The sequence below is a fragment of the Azonexus hydrophilus DSM 23864 genome (genome assembly GCF_000429605.1).
In the GTDB taxonomy this organism is placed as follows: domain Bacteria; phylum Pseudomonadota; class Gammaproteobacteria; order Burkholderiales; family Rhodocyclaceae; genus Azonexus; species Azonexus hydrophilus.
Window position 1 is genome coordinate 399,971 of record NZ_AUCE01000011.1, and the last position, 15,605, is coordinate 415,575.

A 15,605-nucleotide genomic window follows, 5' to 3' on the forward strand; every position below is an offset into this window, starting at 1 on the left:
TTCTGGCGGAGTAAAGCGTGAGCCGACCCAAGAACGATACCTTCCTGCGTGCCCTGTTGAAGGAGCCGACCGACTACACCCCGCTGTGGCTGATGCGCCAGGCCGGTCGCTACCTGCCGGAGTACTGCGCCACCCGCAAGCGGGCCGGTAACTTCCTGAACCTGTGCAAGACCCCGTCGCTGGCCTGCGAAGTGACGCTGCAGCCGCTGGCCCGTTACGACCTCGACGCCGCCATTCTGTTCTCCGACATCCTCACCGTGCCCGACGCGATGGGCCTGGGCCTGTATTTCGCCGAAGGCGAGGGCCCGAAGTTCGAGCGTCCGCTGCGCGAGGAATGGGCGATCAACAACCTGACCGCGCCCGATCCCTACGACCACCTCGGCTACGTCATGGACGCGGTCGCGGAAATCCGTCGCGCACTCGACAACTCGGTGCCGCTGATCGGCTTCTCCGGTAGCCCCTATACGCTCGCCTGCTACATGATCGAAGGCCAGGGCTCGTCCGACTTCCGCCACATCAAGGGCATGATGTACAGCCGCCCGGATCTGCTGCACAAGATCCTGTCGGTGACCGCCGATGCGGTGACCAGCTACCTGAACGCGCAGATCGATTCCGGCGCCCAGGCGGTGATGATTTTCGATACCTGGGGCGGTTCGCTGTCGGCGGCGGCTTACCAGGAATTCTCGCTGGCCTACATGCAGCGCATCGTCGCCGGCCTGAAGAAGGAAAAGGACGGGCAGCGCATTCCGAGCATCGTGTTCACCAAGAACGGCGGCCTGTGGCTGGAAAAGATCGCGGCCATCGGCTGCGACGGCGTCGGCCTGGACTGGACCATCGATATCGGCGAAGCTCGTCGCCGCGTTGGCGACCAGGTCGCGCTGCAGGGCAACATCGACCCGAACGTGCTGTTCGGCACCCCGGAAACCATCGCTGCCGAAACCCGCAAGGTGCTCGACAGCTACGGTCCGGGCAATACCGGCCACGTCTTCAACCTGGGCCACGGCATTTCCCAATACACCCCGCCGGAAAATGTTTCGGTGCTGGTCGATACGGTCCACAGCCACAGCCGTTCGCTGCGTAAGTGAGGACTCATTTTCCGGGGCAGGGCTTGACTTATTCACAGAATTTCCTGCCCCGGAATAAAAAAGTCCTGAAACCTGCTTGACAAGCGGGTTATTGTGTAAGTTGTTGTTATAAAAGCTTTTTGTGATTTGCACAATATTTCGGCAAGGTAACAAAATCCTTACGAAACGCCCACTTAGCTTTTTTCCCCCTTGGCAATCCACAAAGTTATCCACAGCTTTTGTGGACAACTGAAACGCGCCGACCGCCAAGCGTTTTTCCGGACCGATCATGCCTGTTCTGCGCGTCGCCCTCGATCTGCCCCTGCATCGCCTGTTCGACTACCGGGCCGACGATGCCACGCCTGCCGATGTCGGCCTGCGCGTGCGCGTGCCGTTCGGGCGGGGCGAGCGGATCGGCGTCATCGTCGCCGTGGTCGGGCAGAGTGAATGGCCGGCCGGCCAGTTGAAAACGGCCAGGGAAATCCTGCGCGATCCCGGGCCCTTGCCCGACGATTTCTTCGCCTTGTGCGAATTTGCGAGTACTTACTATCAAGCGCCGCTCGGCGAAGTCGTCCTGCAGGCTCTACCCGCCGGTCTCAAGCGCCTGTCGCCGCCGGAACGCCGCGCCGGACGCCCGCGTAAGCCGCCGCCGGCTTTGCCGGAGCCAGCGCTGACCGAAGAGCAGGCTTCAGCCATCGGGCAGGTCGACATCGACGGTGGCTATTCTGCCCACTTGCTGTTCGGCGTCACCGGCAGCGGCAAGACCGAGGTTTATCTGCGCCTGATCGACCAGGCGCTGCAACTTGGTCGCCAGGTGCTGCTGCTGGTGCCGGAAATCAACCTGACGCCGCAACTGGAAGACCGCGTTCGCGGGCGTTTCCCGGACCGTTGCGTGGTCTCGCTGCACAGCGAACTGGCGGAAGCCGCGCGCGAGCGCAACTGGCGTAGCGCCTTTGCCGGCGAGGCTGATCTGGTGCTCGGCACCCGCCTGTCGGTGTTCACGCCGCTGCCGCGCCTGGGGCTGATCATCGTCGATGAGGAACACGACCCGTCGTTCAAGCAGCAGGACGGCATGCGCTATTCGGCACGCGACGTCGCCGTGGTCCGTGCCCGTCAGTTGGCCGTCCCGGTGCTGCTCGGCTCGGCGACGCCGTCGCTGGAAAGCTGGGCCAACGCCCAGGGCGGGCGCTACAAGCTACTGACCTTGAAGGAACGGGCCAGTCCGGCGGCTCGCCTGCCGGCTGTGCATGTGCTCGATACCCGCCGGATGACGCTCAAGGAAGGCGTCAGCGAACCCTTGCTGGCGGCGATTCGCGAACGTCTGGCGCGCGGCGAGCAGAGCCTGGTCTTCCTGAATCGTCGCGGTTACGCGCCGGTGCTGGCGTGCCCGGCTTGCGGCTGGGTGTCGCGCTGCCAGCGCTGCGCCGCCAACCTGGTGCTGCACCTGGCCGATCGCCGCCTGCGCTGCCACCACTGCGGCTTCGAGAACGGCGTACCGCGCGCCTGCCCGACTTGCGGCAACCAGGACATCCATCCCTACGGCCGCGGCACGCAACGGGTCGAGGAATGGTTGCAGGGCGAATTTCCCGACGCGCGCATCCTGCGCGTCGACCGCGATTCGGTGAAAAGCCGGACGCAATGGGAGACCATGCTCGAACGCATCCACGGCGGCGAGGCCGACATCCTGGTCGGTACGCAGATGCTGGCCAAGGGGCACGATTTCCCCAAGCTGACGCTGGTCGGCGTGCTCGGCGCCGACGCTGCGCTGTACGCCGCCGACTGGCGCGCCCCGGAGCGTCTGTTCGCGCAACTGATGCAGGTCGCAGGTCGCGCCGGGCGGGCCGAATTGCGCGGCGAAGTCCTGGTCCAGACGCAGTATCCCGATCATCCGCTGTTTGCGGCGGTGGCCAGCCACGATTACCCGGGTTTTGCCGCGAGCCAGTTGCAGGAACGCGAGCAGGCCGGCTTTCCGCCTTACGCCTTCCAGGCCGTCCTGCGTGCCGAAGCGCCGGCGATGGCCGACGCCGTGGCCTTCCTCGAACTGGCGGCGGCGCTGCCGGTGGTAAAAGCGCACGATCAGGTCATGCTCTACGACCCGGTGCCGATGAAGATGGCCCGGCTGGCCAACCTCGAACGCGGGCAGCTGCTGGCCGAGGCCTTTTCCCGACCGGCCTTGCAGGCCTTCCTGCCGCGTTGGCGGGAAGCCATCGAAGGCCTGAAAACCTCGAACAAGTTGCGCTGGCACCTGGAAGTCGATCCGCTCGAACTGTGACGGGCATGTCCCTTGCAATGGCTTGAGCCCAATGACTGCAAGGAGTGCATCATGAGAATCCAGGAATCGGCCGTCGACATGACGGCCAGCCATACCGCGACCAGCAGCCGCGCTGAGGTGATCGACAGCGAACTGCGCTTTGACCAGCTTTTCCAGCGTCTGGCCAGCGACGAAGCCGACAAGGGTGACAAGCTGCGCGAGCGGGTGCAGAAGATGCTCGAATCGTTGCTCGAGTCCATCCTGGCGGCAATGGATGGCCGGCAATACCGGAAGGAAATTGCCGCCGACCTGCCCGCCGATGCCGAAGGCGGCACTCCGGCGCGCAGTCCGGCCAGGCAGATGCACTGGCGGCGCACGGTGTATGAGCGGGTCAGCGAATCCGAAACGACCCAGGTGTGTGGCAGCGGACTGGTCAAAACCTGTGACGGCCGGGAAATCGCCTTCAATTTCAAGGTGGACATGGCGCGCGCCTACAGCCGGGAAAGCTACGCCGAGGAATCGGGCAGTGTCGAGTTGCGCGATCCGCTGGTGCTCAATTTTGATGGCACTTACTGCCAGTTGGTGGACAGCCGCTTCTCGTTCGATCTGGATGCCGACGGCACACCTGAATGGCTGCCTGAATTGGCCGACGGCAGTTGTTTCCTGGTCTTCGACCGCAACGGCAACGGCCGGGCCGACGATGGCAGCGAATTGTTCGGCACCCGTAGCGGTAACGGCTTCGCCGATCTGGCCACGCTCGACGAAGATGGCAATGGCTGGATCGATGAGGGCGACAGCGCCTTCGCCAGACTGGCCCTGTGGTCGGGCGACAGCTTCCGCTCGCTGGCCGAGGCTGGGGTTGGGGCGCTTTATACCCGGGCGGTCGATGCGCCGTTCTCGCTCAAGAACGCCGACAACGAACTGCTCGGGCAGATCCGGGCGGCCGGCGTGTACCTGATGGAGAGCGGCAGCGCCGGGCTGATGCAGCAGGTCGACCTGGCGACCTCAGAGCGCTCGCCGGGGACGCAGGAACCAGATCAGCGACAGCGCCTGTAGACCGAGCAGGCAGTAGAAGGCCGTCCGGTAAGCTTCAGCCGTATCCTGACCGGCGGCCTGCAGGGCATCGACAAAACCGCCGATGCCCCATTGCAGGCCGAAGGCGCCGAAGAAGACGAGCAGGTTCAGCGCGGTATTGGCGCGCCCCGACATGGTCGGCGGAAAGGCCTGGGCGACCAGCGAATAGGCGATGTTGGACAGCGAGAAGCAGGCGCCGAGCAGGGGCCACAGCCAGTCGCCGGCCCAGCCCGGTTGCAGGCAGATGACGGCGAAGGCGGCAAAAGCGGTGAGCATCGCCCAGCGGAACAGCTTGTCCAGCGGCACGCCGCGATGCACCAGCGCGGTGGCGAAAAAGCCCATGAACAGGAAGCCGCCGAGCATGGCCACGCCCATCCAGGTCAGGCGGGCGGCGACGGCGGTGGCGTCGAGTTGTTCGAGCACGTTCATCCAGCGCGAGGCCCATAGCCCCTGGACGGCCATGAACCCGCCGGTGAAGCAGAAACCCATCGGCGCGTAGCGCCAGAAATGGGCGCTGGCGAAAATCTGGCGGACGCCGGCCATCTGTTCGGCGAAGCTGGCGCTGCTGCCTGTGCTCGGTTTGTCCGGAACCAGCCGCCACAGCAGGGTGGCGACGAGCAGGGTGACGACGGCCAGCGCCAGGACGATTTCCCGCCAGCCGGTAAAACCGAGGGCGATTTCCAGCGGCTTGGCGGCGGCCAGCGCACCGAGCCCGCCGGAAGCCATGATCCAGCCGGTCAGCGACGCCTGGCGCTCGGGCGGAAACCACTGGGTAAAGGCCTTGAACGAGGCCATCAGGCAGGCCGAGACGCCGAGCCCGATCAGGGCACGGCCCAGCGTCAGCCCGCTCAGGCCGTCAGCCAGCGCGAAGACGGCGGCCCCGGCGGCGGCAATGCACAACAACGCCGCCTCGACGCGGCGCGGACCGAAGCGGTCGAGCAGCATGCCGAGCGGCAACTGGGCGGCGCCGAAGGCGAGGAAATAGGTGCTGGTCAGCAGACCGAGCGCGTTGTCCGGCAAGGCCAGCTCGCCGGCGATGACCGGGCCGAGCACGGCGTTGACCGTGCGGTAGAGGTAGGACAGGAAGTAGCCTGCGGCAAAAGGCAGGAACAGGCGCAGCATCAGGCTGCGCGGATCGGGGTGGCTCATGCCTGCTCCGGTTTCACGTGGAACGTTGCCGGCGCTGCGGCCGGGGTGTCGGGACTGCGCTTCAGCCAGGCGAGCCGTTGTTCGATTTTCTGCCGCCAGTGCTCGGCGATGCCCGGGGTGGCGGTCAGCCGCTCGAGTTCGTCGATGGCCGGGCGATGATCTTGCCAGAGCTGCATGGCGGCTGCCAGGGTCGGACCGGTACCGGGTTGTTCCAGCAGCAAGGCGTTGCCGGGGGCGACCGTGCCCGGCGTCAGGACGCGCCAGTACCAGCCGGTCAGGCGCTGTTCGGCGATGAACTGCGCCATGCCCTCGGTGGCGAAGCGCTCGTCGATCTTCCAGCAGGGATTGCGCGGCTGGCAGACCTGCAGGCGGGCGTCGCCGAGTTGCCAGATGTCGCCGATGCGCACGCTGCTTTCGTCGAGTTCTGCGGTCGACAGGTTTTCGCCCAGACTTCCCGGTACCAGTTGCCCGGCAATTTCGGGAAAACGGGCGGCGAGTCGGGCGTAATGTGCGGCCGGGTAGAGATGGACGGCCTTTTCCGGGCCGCCGTGAACGCGCCGGTCAGCCTGGCTGTCGGCGAGAAAGCCTTCCGGGCCGAGCGCCAGTGGGCCGGTCGCCGGTTGTTTGTAGATGCCGGTCGGTCGCCCGGATTCGGGAAGCAGGCGGATGCCGCCGACAAAAAGGGAGATCTGTGCCATGGGACGGCGATTGTGCCATCAATTCCACAGCCATGCAGCGCCGCGCACCCCCGAGGAATCCCCGTGGGCGGGCGGCAGGATGCGGGTGCGCAGGTCGTCGGAGAAGACGTGGGGGCGGCAATAGCCCGGGAGCTTTTCGTAGAGTTGCGCCATCTGCGACAGTCCGCCGCCGAGGACGACGACGTCGGGGTCGAGCAGATTGATGACGCTGGCCAGCGCCCGCCCGAGACGGCGCGCGTGGCGGTCAAGGGTGGCCGCACTGGCGGCATCGCCGGCGGCTGCCTGGTGGGCGATGTCGGCGGCAGTGAGGGCGATTCCGGTATGGCGCTGATGGTCGGCCGCCAGGCCAGGACCCGACAGCCAGGTTTCGTTGCAGCCGTCGCGGCCGCAATAGCAGCGCTGGGGTGGCAGCGGATCGGCCGGGTCGGCGGGCAAGGGATTGTGCCCCCACTCACCGGCAATGGCATTGGCGCCGACCAGTACCCGGCCATCGATGACGATGCCGCCACCGACGCCGGTACCGAGTATGACCCCGAACACGCAGGCGGCACCGCGTCCGGCACCGTCGATGGCTTCCGACAGCGCAAAACAGTTGGCGTCGTTGGCCAGGCGGATTTCCCGCTGCAGCAGGTGCTGCAGGTCGGCGCGCAGCGGCTGGCCGATCAGGCAGGTCGAGTTGGCGTTCTTGATCCGCCCGTCGACCAGCGATTCGGCCCCGGGAATGCCGATGCCGACGCTGCCGCGCCGGCCCAGTTCTATCTCGGCATCGGTGACCAGACCGGCGATGGCCTGCAGGGTGGCGGGGTAGTCGCCCTGCGGCGTGGCGACGCGTCGTCGCAACAGTTCGCGGCCGTCGTCGGCGAGGGCGGCAATCTCGATCTTGGTGCCGCCAAGGTCAATGCCCAGCCGCATCAGACGCGGACAGCGACCGCCTTGACGTTGCCCCAGGTGGTGGTCATCGTGCGCAGGACGCTGGCGCCGGATTCGAGCAGCAGGAGGAAGAGGTCGCGCTCGGAATAGAGGCAGACTTCGTTGCGGATATCGTACTTGCGGGCCATGGCCGGGGACAGCTTGCTGTAGCGCTCGTAGATCGACTGCTCGCGTCCCGGATAGCCGTCGCCCAGCTCAGAATGCAGGCCGAGGATGGAAATGTAGAGCTTGCCGCCGATCTTCAGCTTTTGCATCAACTGGCGGATCAACTGCTTGCCTTGCGCGTAGGGCAGGCTGCACAGGCCGCGGCGCAACACGATGATGTCGAAGGGGGCGCCGCTGTCGGTTGCGGGCGGTGCCGGCAGTTCGGTCGGTGTGAAATGGATGCTGCCGGTCAGACCGGAGGCCAGGATGCGTCCTTCGATTTCACGTTGCCGGTCGGCCAGGTCGGCGACCGTCACCTGGGCGTCGAGCTGGGCAAAACGCACGGCCAGCTTGCACTGGCCAGCTGGCAGCACGAGCACGGAAACACTGTGATCGATACGCTGGCGCTTGGCGCATTCCTCCAGCGCCAGTTGCTGGATGGCGTCGTTGTCCTCGGACCAAGGATTGGCATTGGTATTTTTGTGCACTGGCGTCTCCCCCTTGCGGACATTGTGCATGAGCGTCGATGCTCCTGGCAACACGGCCGCTCCGGGAAAACCGCGATTGACCTCGCTGCAGCACAGGGCAGAATCGCCGTTGCCGTCGGAATTCCGAGGGCGGGGCGGCGAGGGACGTCGGTTTTCCGTGAGTCGGCCTATTCTTTCTAGAGTCAAATTGCCAGAAAATCAATGGCTTGTTATTTTTGTCGGCGCTTGGAAACGCTGGCACATGGCTTGCGATGTATAGGCTGCCGAAGCCCGCTCGCGGCTTCCTTACCTTCAGGAGAAGACATGAAACGTATCGCCCTCGCCGCCGCCCTCGCCGCCGTGTTTTCCAGTGCCGCCATGACGCCGGCTTTTGCCCAGGAAGCTTCGACGCTGAAGAAGATCAAGGACACCGGCAGCATCACCCTCGGTCACCGTGAATCCTCGATTCCCTTCTCTTATTACGACGACAAGCAGCAGGTCATCGGCTACTCGCATGAGCTGATGCTCAAGGTGGTCGATGCGATCAAGAACGAACTCAAGCTGGCCAAACTGGACACCCGCCTGATGCCGGTGACCTCGGCCAACCGCATCACCCTGCTGCAGAACGGCACGGTCGATATCGAATGCGGCTCGACGACGAATAACCTGGAGCGCCAGAAGCAGGTCGGCTTCTCGACCACCATTTTCGTCATCGGCACCCGCCTGATGACCAGGAAGGGCTCGGGCATCAACGATTTCGCCGATCTCGCCGGCAAGAACGTGGTCACCACCGCCGGGACCACTTCCGAGCGCCTGATCCGCCGGATGAACGAAGAAAAGCAGATGAAGATGAACATCATCTCGGCCAAGGATCACGGCGAAGCCTTCCTGACCCTGGAAACCGGCCGTGCCGTCGCCTTCATGATGGATGACGCGCTGCTTTACGGCGAAATGGCCAAGGCCAAGAAGCCGGCTGACTGGACCGTGGTCGGTACCGCCCAGTCCAAGGAAGCCTATGGCTGCATGCTGCGCAAGGATGACGCCGAGTTCAAGAAGGTCGTCGATGCCGCGCTGACCAAGGCGATGACTTCCGGCGATGCCGAGAAGATCTACAACAAGTGGTTCATGAACCCGATCCCGCCCAAGAGCCTGAACCTGAACATGCCGCTGTCGGCTGAAATGAAGGCCTTGTACAAGGCGCCGAACGACAAAGCGTTCGAGTAATCCCCCCAATCATTTGCTGTGCTGCCGGCGCCTCCCGAGTGAGGTGCCAGGCCCGGCTCATCCCAAAAAACAGAGGAGTTCATCATGTTCAAGCGAATTTTCACCCGCTGTGCGGTCTTCGCCGCCGGTTGCGCCGCCTCGCTGGCGGTCATGGCTGCCCAGCCCAATGTCGTCATCCTGGCCACCGGCGGCACCATCGCTGGCGCTGGCGCCGAAGCCACCAACAGCGCCACCTACCAGGCTGCCAAGGTGCCGGTCGACAAACTGATCGCCGGTGTGCCGGAACTGGCCAAGGTCGCCGCTGTGCGCGGCGAGCAGGTCTTCCAGATCGCCTCCGAAAGCTTCACCAACGAGCACCTGCTGACGCTCGGCAAGCGTGTCTCGGCGCTGGTCAAGCAGGCCGACGTCGACGGCATCGTCATCACCCACGGCACCGATACGCTGGAAGAAACCGCCTACTTCCTGAATCTGGTGATCAAGAGCGACAAGCCCATCGTCCTGGTCGGTTCGATGCGTCCGGGTACCGCGATGTCGGCCGACGGCATGCTCAACCTGTACAACGCTGTTGCCGCCGCCGCGGCCAAGGATGCTCGCGGCAAGGGCGTCCTGGTGGCGATGAACGACGAACTGAACAGCGGCCGTGACGTGTCCAAGATGATCAACATCCAGACCGGCGCCTTCAAGAGCCCCTGGGGCCCGCTCGGCATGATCGTCGAGGGCAAGAACTACTGGTTCCGCCTGCCGGCCAAGCGCCACACCGTCAATTCCGAGTTCGACATCGACAAGATCGACAGCCTGCCGGCGGTTGGCATTGCCTACGGTCACGGCAACGTTGCCGACACGGCCTACAAGGCGCTGGCGGCCAGCGGTGCCAAGGCGATCATCCACGCCGGCACTGGTAACGGTTCGGTCGCCAAGAACGTTGTCGCCGGCCTGCGCGAACTGCGTGGCCAGGGTGTCCAGATCATCCGTTCTTCGCACGTCAATGCCGGCGGCTTCGTCCTGCGCAACGCCGAGCAGCCGGATGACCAGTATGACTGGGTCGTCGCCCACGATCTGAATCCGCAGAAGGCCCGCATCCTGGCCACCGTCGCCCTGACCAAGACCGGCGACAGCAAGGAACTGCAGCGCATTTTCTGGGAATACTGATCCCGGCCCGCGGGCGGCCGAGCAAGGCCGCCCTTATTTTCCCTTTCAGGAGTTCCGCATGAATTACCAATGGAACTGGTCCATCTTCCTGCAGCCGACAGCCGTTGGCGATACGACCTATCTCGGCTGGATGTTCGCTGGCCTGCAGATGACGCTGATGCTGTCGCTTTGCGCCTGGGTGCTCGCCCTGCTGCTCGGCGCCGTCGTCGGTGTCCTGCGCACTGTCCCGAACAAAGTGCTGAGCGGGCTGGCGACTGCCTACGTCGAGCTGTTCCGCAACATCCCCCTGCTTGTCCAGTTGTTCATCTGGTATTTCGTGATGCCGGAGCTCGTACCGCAGAGCCTGGGCGATGCCTACAAGCAGTCGCATCCGGTGTTGCAGCAGTTCCTGGCGGCGATGGTCTGTCTGGCGCTGTTCACCAGCGCCCGGGTGGCCGAGCAGGTGCGTTCGGGTATCAATTCCTTGCCCAAGGGCCAGAAGAACGCCGGCCTGGCGCTCGGTTTCACGCTGCCACAGGTGTATCGCCACGTGCTGCTGCCGATGGCTTTCCGCCTGATCATGCCGCCGCTGACTTCGGAGTTCCTCAACATCTTCAAGAACTCTGCCGTCTGCTCGACCATCGGCCTGCTCGAACTGGCTGCCCAGGGGCGCCAATTGGTGGACTACACGGCGCAGCCTTACGAATCCTTCATCGCCGTCACCATTGCCTATGTGGCGATCAACGTCGTCGTCATGACGCTGATGAAGAAGCTGGAAGACAAGGTCCGCGTGCCGGGCTACATGGGGGGCAAGTAAATGGTTTACGAATTTGACTGGTCTTCGATCCCCGGCGCCTTGCCGATACTCTGGGACGGCATGGCGGTATCGCTGGAAATCACCCTGATCGCCATCGTTGTCGGCATCGTCTGGGGCACCCTGCTGGCGATGATGCGGCTGTCGTCGATCAAGCCGCTGTCGCTGTTTGCCGCCGGCTATGTGAACCTGTTCCGCGCCGTGCCGTTGGTCATGGTGCTGCTCTGGTTCTTCCTGATCGTGCCGCGCTTCATCGCCGACCTCTTCGGCCTGCCGCCCAATACCGACCTGCGCCTCGCTTCGGCGATGATCGGTTTCGCTTTGTTCGAGTCGGCCTACTACTCGGAAATCATCCGTGCCGGCATTCAGTCGGTGCCCAAGGGCCAGATGGCCGCCTGCCAGGCGCTGGGCATGACCTATGGTCAGGCGATGCGCCTGGTGATCCTGCCGCAGGCCTTCCGCAACATGGTTCCGCTGCTGCTGACCCAGGCCATCATCCTGTTCCAGGATACCTCGCTGGTCTATGTCTCCGCGCTGGCCGACTTCTTCGGTTCCGCCTACAAGGTCGGCGACCGTGACGGCCGCCTGGTCGAGTTGCTGCTGTTTGCCGGCCTCGTCTATTTCGTCCTCTGCTTTGCCGCGTCGATGCTGGTCAAGCATTTGCAGAAAAAATACCAACCGGCCTGAGGCCGCGTTTCCAGGAGATAGTCATGATCCAGATTTCCCATGTCAGCAAGAACTACGGCAGTTTCGACGTGCTCAAGGATTGCAGCACCACGGTCAGCAAGGGCGAGGTGATCGTCGTTTGCGGCCCTTCGGGTTCCGGCAAGTCGACGCTGATCAAGTGCGTCAATGGCCTCGAACCCTTCCAGTCGGGCGAAATCATCGTCAACGGCACCTCGGTCGGCGATCCGAAAACCAATCTGTCCAAGCTGCGCGCCCACGTCGGCATGGTTTTCCAGAACTTCGAGCTGTTCCCGCACATGAGCATCACCCAGAACCTGGCCATCGCCCAGGTCAAGGTGCTCGGCCGCCAGCAGGACGAAGCCATCGACAAGGGCCTCAAGCTGCTCGACCGGGTTGGCCTCAAGGCGCATGCGCACAAGTTCCCCGGCCAGTTGTCCGGCGGCCAGCAGCAGCGCGTGGCGATCGCCCGGGCGCTGGCGATGGACCCGATCTGCATGCTGTTCGACGAGCCGACCTCGGCGCTTGATCCGGAAATGGTCAACGAAGTGCTCGACGTGATGACCGAGCTGGCCCAGGAAGGCATGACCATGATGTGCGTCACGCACGAAATGGGCTTCGCCAAGCGGGTTGCCAACCGCGTCATCTTCATGGACCACGGCCGCATCGTCGAGGACGACAGCAAGGAAGCCTTCTTCGCCAATCCGCGTTCGGAACGGGCGCAGCAGTTCCTGGCCAAGATCCTGCACCACTGATGGCCAGCCTGGGCGCTAAGGAAAGCATGTCATGAAAGCCTTGTTCCGTCTGGGAATTGGTCCGCAACTGGCGATGGCGTTTACCGTCATCGTCGGCCTGTTTGTCGTCGTGGCTGGCTGGACGACGTTCAGCCTGGGGCGCGTCGATGCCGCAGCCGAGCGCATCGCCACGGTGTCGTTGACCAAGGACAGCCAGATTGCCGAATTGGGCTACGCCTACGCCGGCATGCGCGAAAGCGTGCGCAATAACATCATCTTCACCGATGCCGAGGTGATGAAGGCGGAAGCCGCACGCTACGAGCGTGAGAAGGCGCGCTTCTTCGCCGCCCTCGGGGCGCTGGAGAATATTGCGGTCGACCATGCCGTCACCGGTGAAGGCGCGTTGCTGCAACGGGTCAGGCAACAGGCGACGGCGGCCATCGATATCCAGGACAAGGCGATGGCCGAGGCCATGCAGTTCCTGTCGACGGTGGCCATGGGCATCCTGCAGCAGGAAGCCGAGCCGCGCATGCAGGTGCTCGAAGCCAGCATCGCCGAAGCGCGCCAGCTGGTGCAGGCGCAAAGCCGCGAACGGGCCGGCGACATCGTGGCCGAGTCGGCGAATACCCGTCGGCTGACGCTGATCCTGGTGGTCGTTGCCGTCCTGATCGCCGCCGTGCTCGGTTATCTGCTGACCGGGGGCGTGCGTCGTCCGCTGGAAACGACGGCTCGCCTGATGGAAAGCATCGCCGCTGGCGACCTGACGCAGCGCATTGAGCCGAACGGCTTTGCTGAAATCCGCCGCGTCCAGGCGGCGGCGATGAAGACCACCCAGTCGCTGGCCGACATTCTGGGCGCCATCCGCCTGGAAGCCGGGCAACTCAAGCATGCCGTCACCGCGCTTTCCGGTTCTGCCGACGAAATGCGCGGCAGTTCGGAAGCGCAGGCAGCGGCCAGTGCCGCCATGGCCGAAACGCTGCAGACCATGTCGGTCTGCATCACGCATATCGCCAACCTCGGTCAGGAGGCCCAGGATCTGTCCGGCAAGGCCGGGCAGCAGGCGGCCGGTGGTTGCCAGACGATCCAGACCATGGTCGACGAGATTCGTCAGATTGCCGGGCTGGTCACCGATTCGGCGGCGACGGCAACGACGCTGGGGCAGGAGTCGGAGCGCATCTCGGCGATTACCTCGGTGATCCACGATCTGGCCGACCAGACCAACCTGCTGGCGCTCAATGCCGCGATCGAGGCGGCGCGGGCCGGCGACAGCGGCCGGGGCTTTGCCGTGGTCGCCGACGAGGTGCGCAAGCTGGCCGAAAAGACGACCGCTTCGGCCAGCCAGATCGCCGCCATGGTCAGCGCCATCCAGAACGGCGCGCGCTCGATGGCCGAACACATGCAGCGCTCGGTCAGCCGCGTCGACGAAGGCCTGCGCATGGCCTGCGCGGCCGGCGAATCGATGAGCGCCATAGAAAGCAGCAACCGCCACGTCGCCCGGGTCATCGAAGAGGTCTCGGCCAGCCTGCGCCAGCAGTCGTCCGGCGGCGAGGAGATCGCTGCCCGGGTCGAACACATCGTCCGGATGATCCACGAAAACAACCGTGCCACCGCCAGCATGGCGACCACGGCGCGACAACTGGACAATCTGGCGAGCAGTCTCGAATCCGGAATTACCCGTTTCAGGACAGCTTGAGGATGGGCAGCGAAGCCAACCTGGCCAAACTTCTGGTCAGTTTATTGTTATCTAGCCAATCAATGAAGACCACAACTATCAATGGAGACAACATGACCACACGACTCGAACACGATCTGCTCGGCGACGCCGAGGTACCCGCCGGCGCCTACTGGGGCGTGCATACGCTGCGCGCCATCGAGAACTACCCGATTACCGGCAAGACCATCGGCAGCTACAGCGAACTGGTGCGCGCCCTGGCGCTGACCAAGCAGGCGGCGGCATTGGCCAATACCGAACTCGGGCAGCTCGACCGTACACGCGCCGATGCCATCGTCGCCGCCTGCCAGGAAATTGCCGGCGGCAAGTTGCACGAGCAGTTCGTCGTCGACGTCATCCAGGGCGGCGCCGGTACCTCGACCAACATGAACGCCAACGAAGTCATCGCCAACCGGGCGCTGGAAATCATCGGCCACAAGAAGGGCGACTATGCCCATCTGCATCCGCTCAACCACGTCAACATGTCGCAGAGCACCAACGACGTCTATCCGACGGCGCTGCGCGTCGCTGCCTGTTTTGCCATCCGCGGCCTGCTGTCGGCGATGGCCGGGCTGCGCGAGGCCTTCGCCGCCAAGGCCGAGGAATTCAAGGACGTGCTGAAGATCGGCCGCACCCAGTTGCAGGATGCCGTGCCGATGACGCTCGGTCAGGAGTTCTCGACCTACGCGGTGATGCTGCAGGAGGATGAGCTGCGCCTGGGCGAGGCGATTGCCCTGATCCGCGAGATCAACCTCGGCGCCACCGCCATCGGCACCGGCATCAACACCGACATGCGCTATTCCAAGCTGGCCATCGACCACTTGTCGCGGCTCTCCGGCTTCAGCCTGGAAGCGGCGCCGAATCTGATCGAGGCGACCCAGGATTGCGGCGCCTTCGTGCAGCTATCGGGCGTGCTCAAGCGCGTTGCCACCAAACTGTCGAAAACCTGCAACGACCTGCGCCTGTTGTCGTCCGGTCCGCAGGCCGGGCTCAATGAAATCAACCTGCCGCCGCGCGCTGCCGGTTCGTCGATCATGCCGGGCAAGGTCAATCCGGTGATTCCGGAAGTGGTCAACCAGATCGCCTTCGAGGTCATCGGCAACGACGTCACCATCACGATGGCGGCCGAGGGCGGCCAGTTGCAGTTGAACGCCTTCGAACCGATCATCGCCCACAGCCTGTTCAAGAGCATCGAGCATCTGACCGCCGGCTGCCGCACGCTGACCGCCCATTGCGTGCGCGGCATCACCGCCAACCGCGAGCTGCTGGCCGAGCGCGTGCGCACGTCGGCCGGGCTGGCAACGGCGCTGAATCCGCATATCGGCTACGAGAACGCCACGCGGGTTGCCCAGGAGGCGTTGCGCAGCGGCCGCGGTGTTGCCGAGTTGGTCGAGGAAATGGGATTGATGGACAAGGCTCAACTGGCCGCCGTGCTGGCGCCGGAAGTGCTGACCGCGCCGCGCCGGCCGGGTTGAGCGGCGATGGCGGGCCATGGTGTTCCCGGGCGGCAGGGGTTTGACCCTACAATGACCC

General features: G+C 64.4%; 14 protein-coding genes. 10 read left to right on the forward strand and 4 right to left on the reverse strand.

The features are described 5' to 3' along the window. Positions 1-17 precede the first annotated feature (17 nt). The 3 genes from hemE (at position 18) to G471_RS16460 (ending at position 4,371) form a co-directional block, all read left to right on the forward strand. Positions 18-1,085, forward strand: coding sequence for a uroporphyrinogen decarboxylase (gene hemE / locus G471_RS0102505; RefSeq protein WP_028993935.1), 1,068 nt, complete (start codon positions 18-20; stop codon positions 1,083-1,085). Positions 1,086-1,353: 268 nt separating this feature from the next. Next, on the forward strand, positions 1,354-3,336 hold the full coding sequence (locus tag G471_RS0102510) for a primosomal protein N' (protein WP_028993936.1): 1,983 nt from the start codon (positions 1,354-1,356) through the stop codon (positions 3,334-3,336). A gap of 51 nt (positions 3,337-3,387) precedes the next feature. Continuing rightward, positions 3,388-4,371 (forward strand): hypothetical protein, encoded by a 984-nt coding sequence (locus G471_RS16460; protein WP_051295230.1) that lies wholly within the window; start codon positions 3,388-3,390, stop codon positions 4,369-4,371. On the opposite strand, the gene G471_RS0102520 is transcribed toward G471_RS16460, so the two are convergent. From G471_RS0102520 to G471_RS0102535, 4 genes are read right to left on the reverse strand one after another with little or no spacing between them, the layout of a single operon-like run. Continuing rightward, on the reverse strand, positions 4,321-5,538 hold the full coding sequence (locus G471_RS0102520) for an MFS transporter (RefSeq protein WP_028993937.1): 1,218 nt from the start codon (positions 5,536-5,538) through the stop codon (positions 4,321-4,323). The genes G471_RS16460 and G471_RS0102520 overlap by 51 nt on opposite strands. Next, positions 5,535-6,236, reverse strand: a complete 702-nt coding sequence (locus G471_RS0102525; RefSeq protein ID WP_028993938.1) for an MOSC domain-containing protein — start codon at positions 6,234-6,236, stop codon at positions 5,535-5,537. Before G471_RS0102525 ends, G471_RS0102520 begins: the two co-directional genes overlap by 4 nt. 18 nt (positions 6,237-6,254) lie before the next feature. Beyond that, positions 6,255-7,148: an ROK family protein gene (locus G471_RS0102530; protein WP_028993939.1), complete on the reverse strand. Its 894-nt coding sequence runs from the start codon at positions 7,146-7,148 to the stop codon at positions 6,255-6,257. Next, on the reverse strand, positions 7,148-7,798 hold the full coding sequence (locus tag G471_RS0102535) for a class I SAM-dependent methyltransferase (RefSeq protein WP_157272432.1): 651 nt from the start codon (positions 7,796-7,798) through the stop codon (positions 7,148-7,150). The genes G471_RS0102530 and G471_RS0102535 overlap by 1 nt, the downstream gene beginning before the upstream one ends. Before the next feature lie 303 nt (positions 7,799-8,101). Between G471_RS0102535 and G471_RS0102540 the strand changes: the two genes are divergently transcribed. The 7 genes from G471_RS0102540 (at position 8,102) to aspA (ending at position 15,547) form a co-directional block, all read left to right on the forward strand. Continuing rightward, positions 8,102-9,001, forward strand: coding sequence for a glutamate/aspartate ABC transporter substrate-binding protein (locus tag G471_RS0102540; RefSeq protein WP_028993941.1), 900 nt, complete (start codon positions 8,102-8,104; stop codon positions 8,999-9,001). Between the two features lie 84 nt (positions 9,002-9,085). Continuing rightward, positions 9,086-10,150 (forward strand): asparaginase, encoded by a 1,065-nt coding sequence (locus G471_RS0102545; protein WP_028993942.1) that lies wholly within the window; start codon positions 9,086-9,088, stop codon positions 10,148-10,150. Positions 10,151-10,208: 58 nt separating this feature from the next. Beyond that, the gene (locus tag G471_RS0102550) at positions 10,209-10,946 is read left to right on the forward strand and encodes an amino acid ABC transporter permease (RefSeq protein WP_028993943.1); all 738 of its coding nucleotides are present in this window, start codon (positions 10,209-10,211) and stop codon (positions 10,944-10,946) included. Continuing rightward, a complete protein-coding gene (gltK, locus tag G471_RS0102555; RefSeq protein WP_028993944.1) occupies positions 10,947-11,630 on the forward strand; it encodes a glutamate/aspartate ABC transporter permease GltK in 684 nt (227 codons plus the stop codon). A gap of 23 nt (positions 11,631-11,653) precedes the next feature. After that, on the forward strand, positions 11,654-12,382 hold the full coding sequence (locus tag G471_RS0102560) for an amino acid ABC transporter ATP-binding protein (protein WP_028993945.1): 729 nt from the start codon (positions 11,654-11,656) through the stop codon (positions 12,380-12,382). 31 nt (positions 12,383-12,413) lie between these two features. Further along, a complete protein-coding gene (locus G471_RS16465; protein ID WP_051295231.1) occupies positions 12,414-14,054 on the forward strand; it encodes a methyl-accepting chemotaxis protein in 1,641 nt (546 codons plus the stop codon). A 92-nt stretch (positions 14,055-14,146) separates the two neighbouring features. Next, positions 14,147-15,547, forward strand: a complete 1,401-nt coding sequence (aspA, locus tag G471_RS0102570; RefSeq protein WP_028993946.1) for an aspartate ammonia-lyase — start codon at positions 14,147-14,149, stop codon at positions 15,545-15,547. The last annotated feature ends 58 nt before the right edge of the window (positions 15,548-15,605 follow it).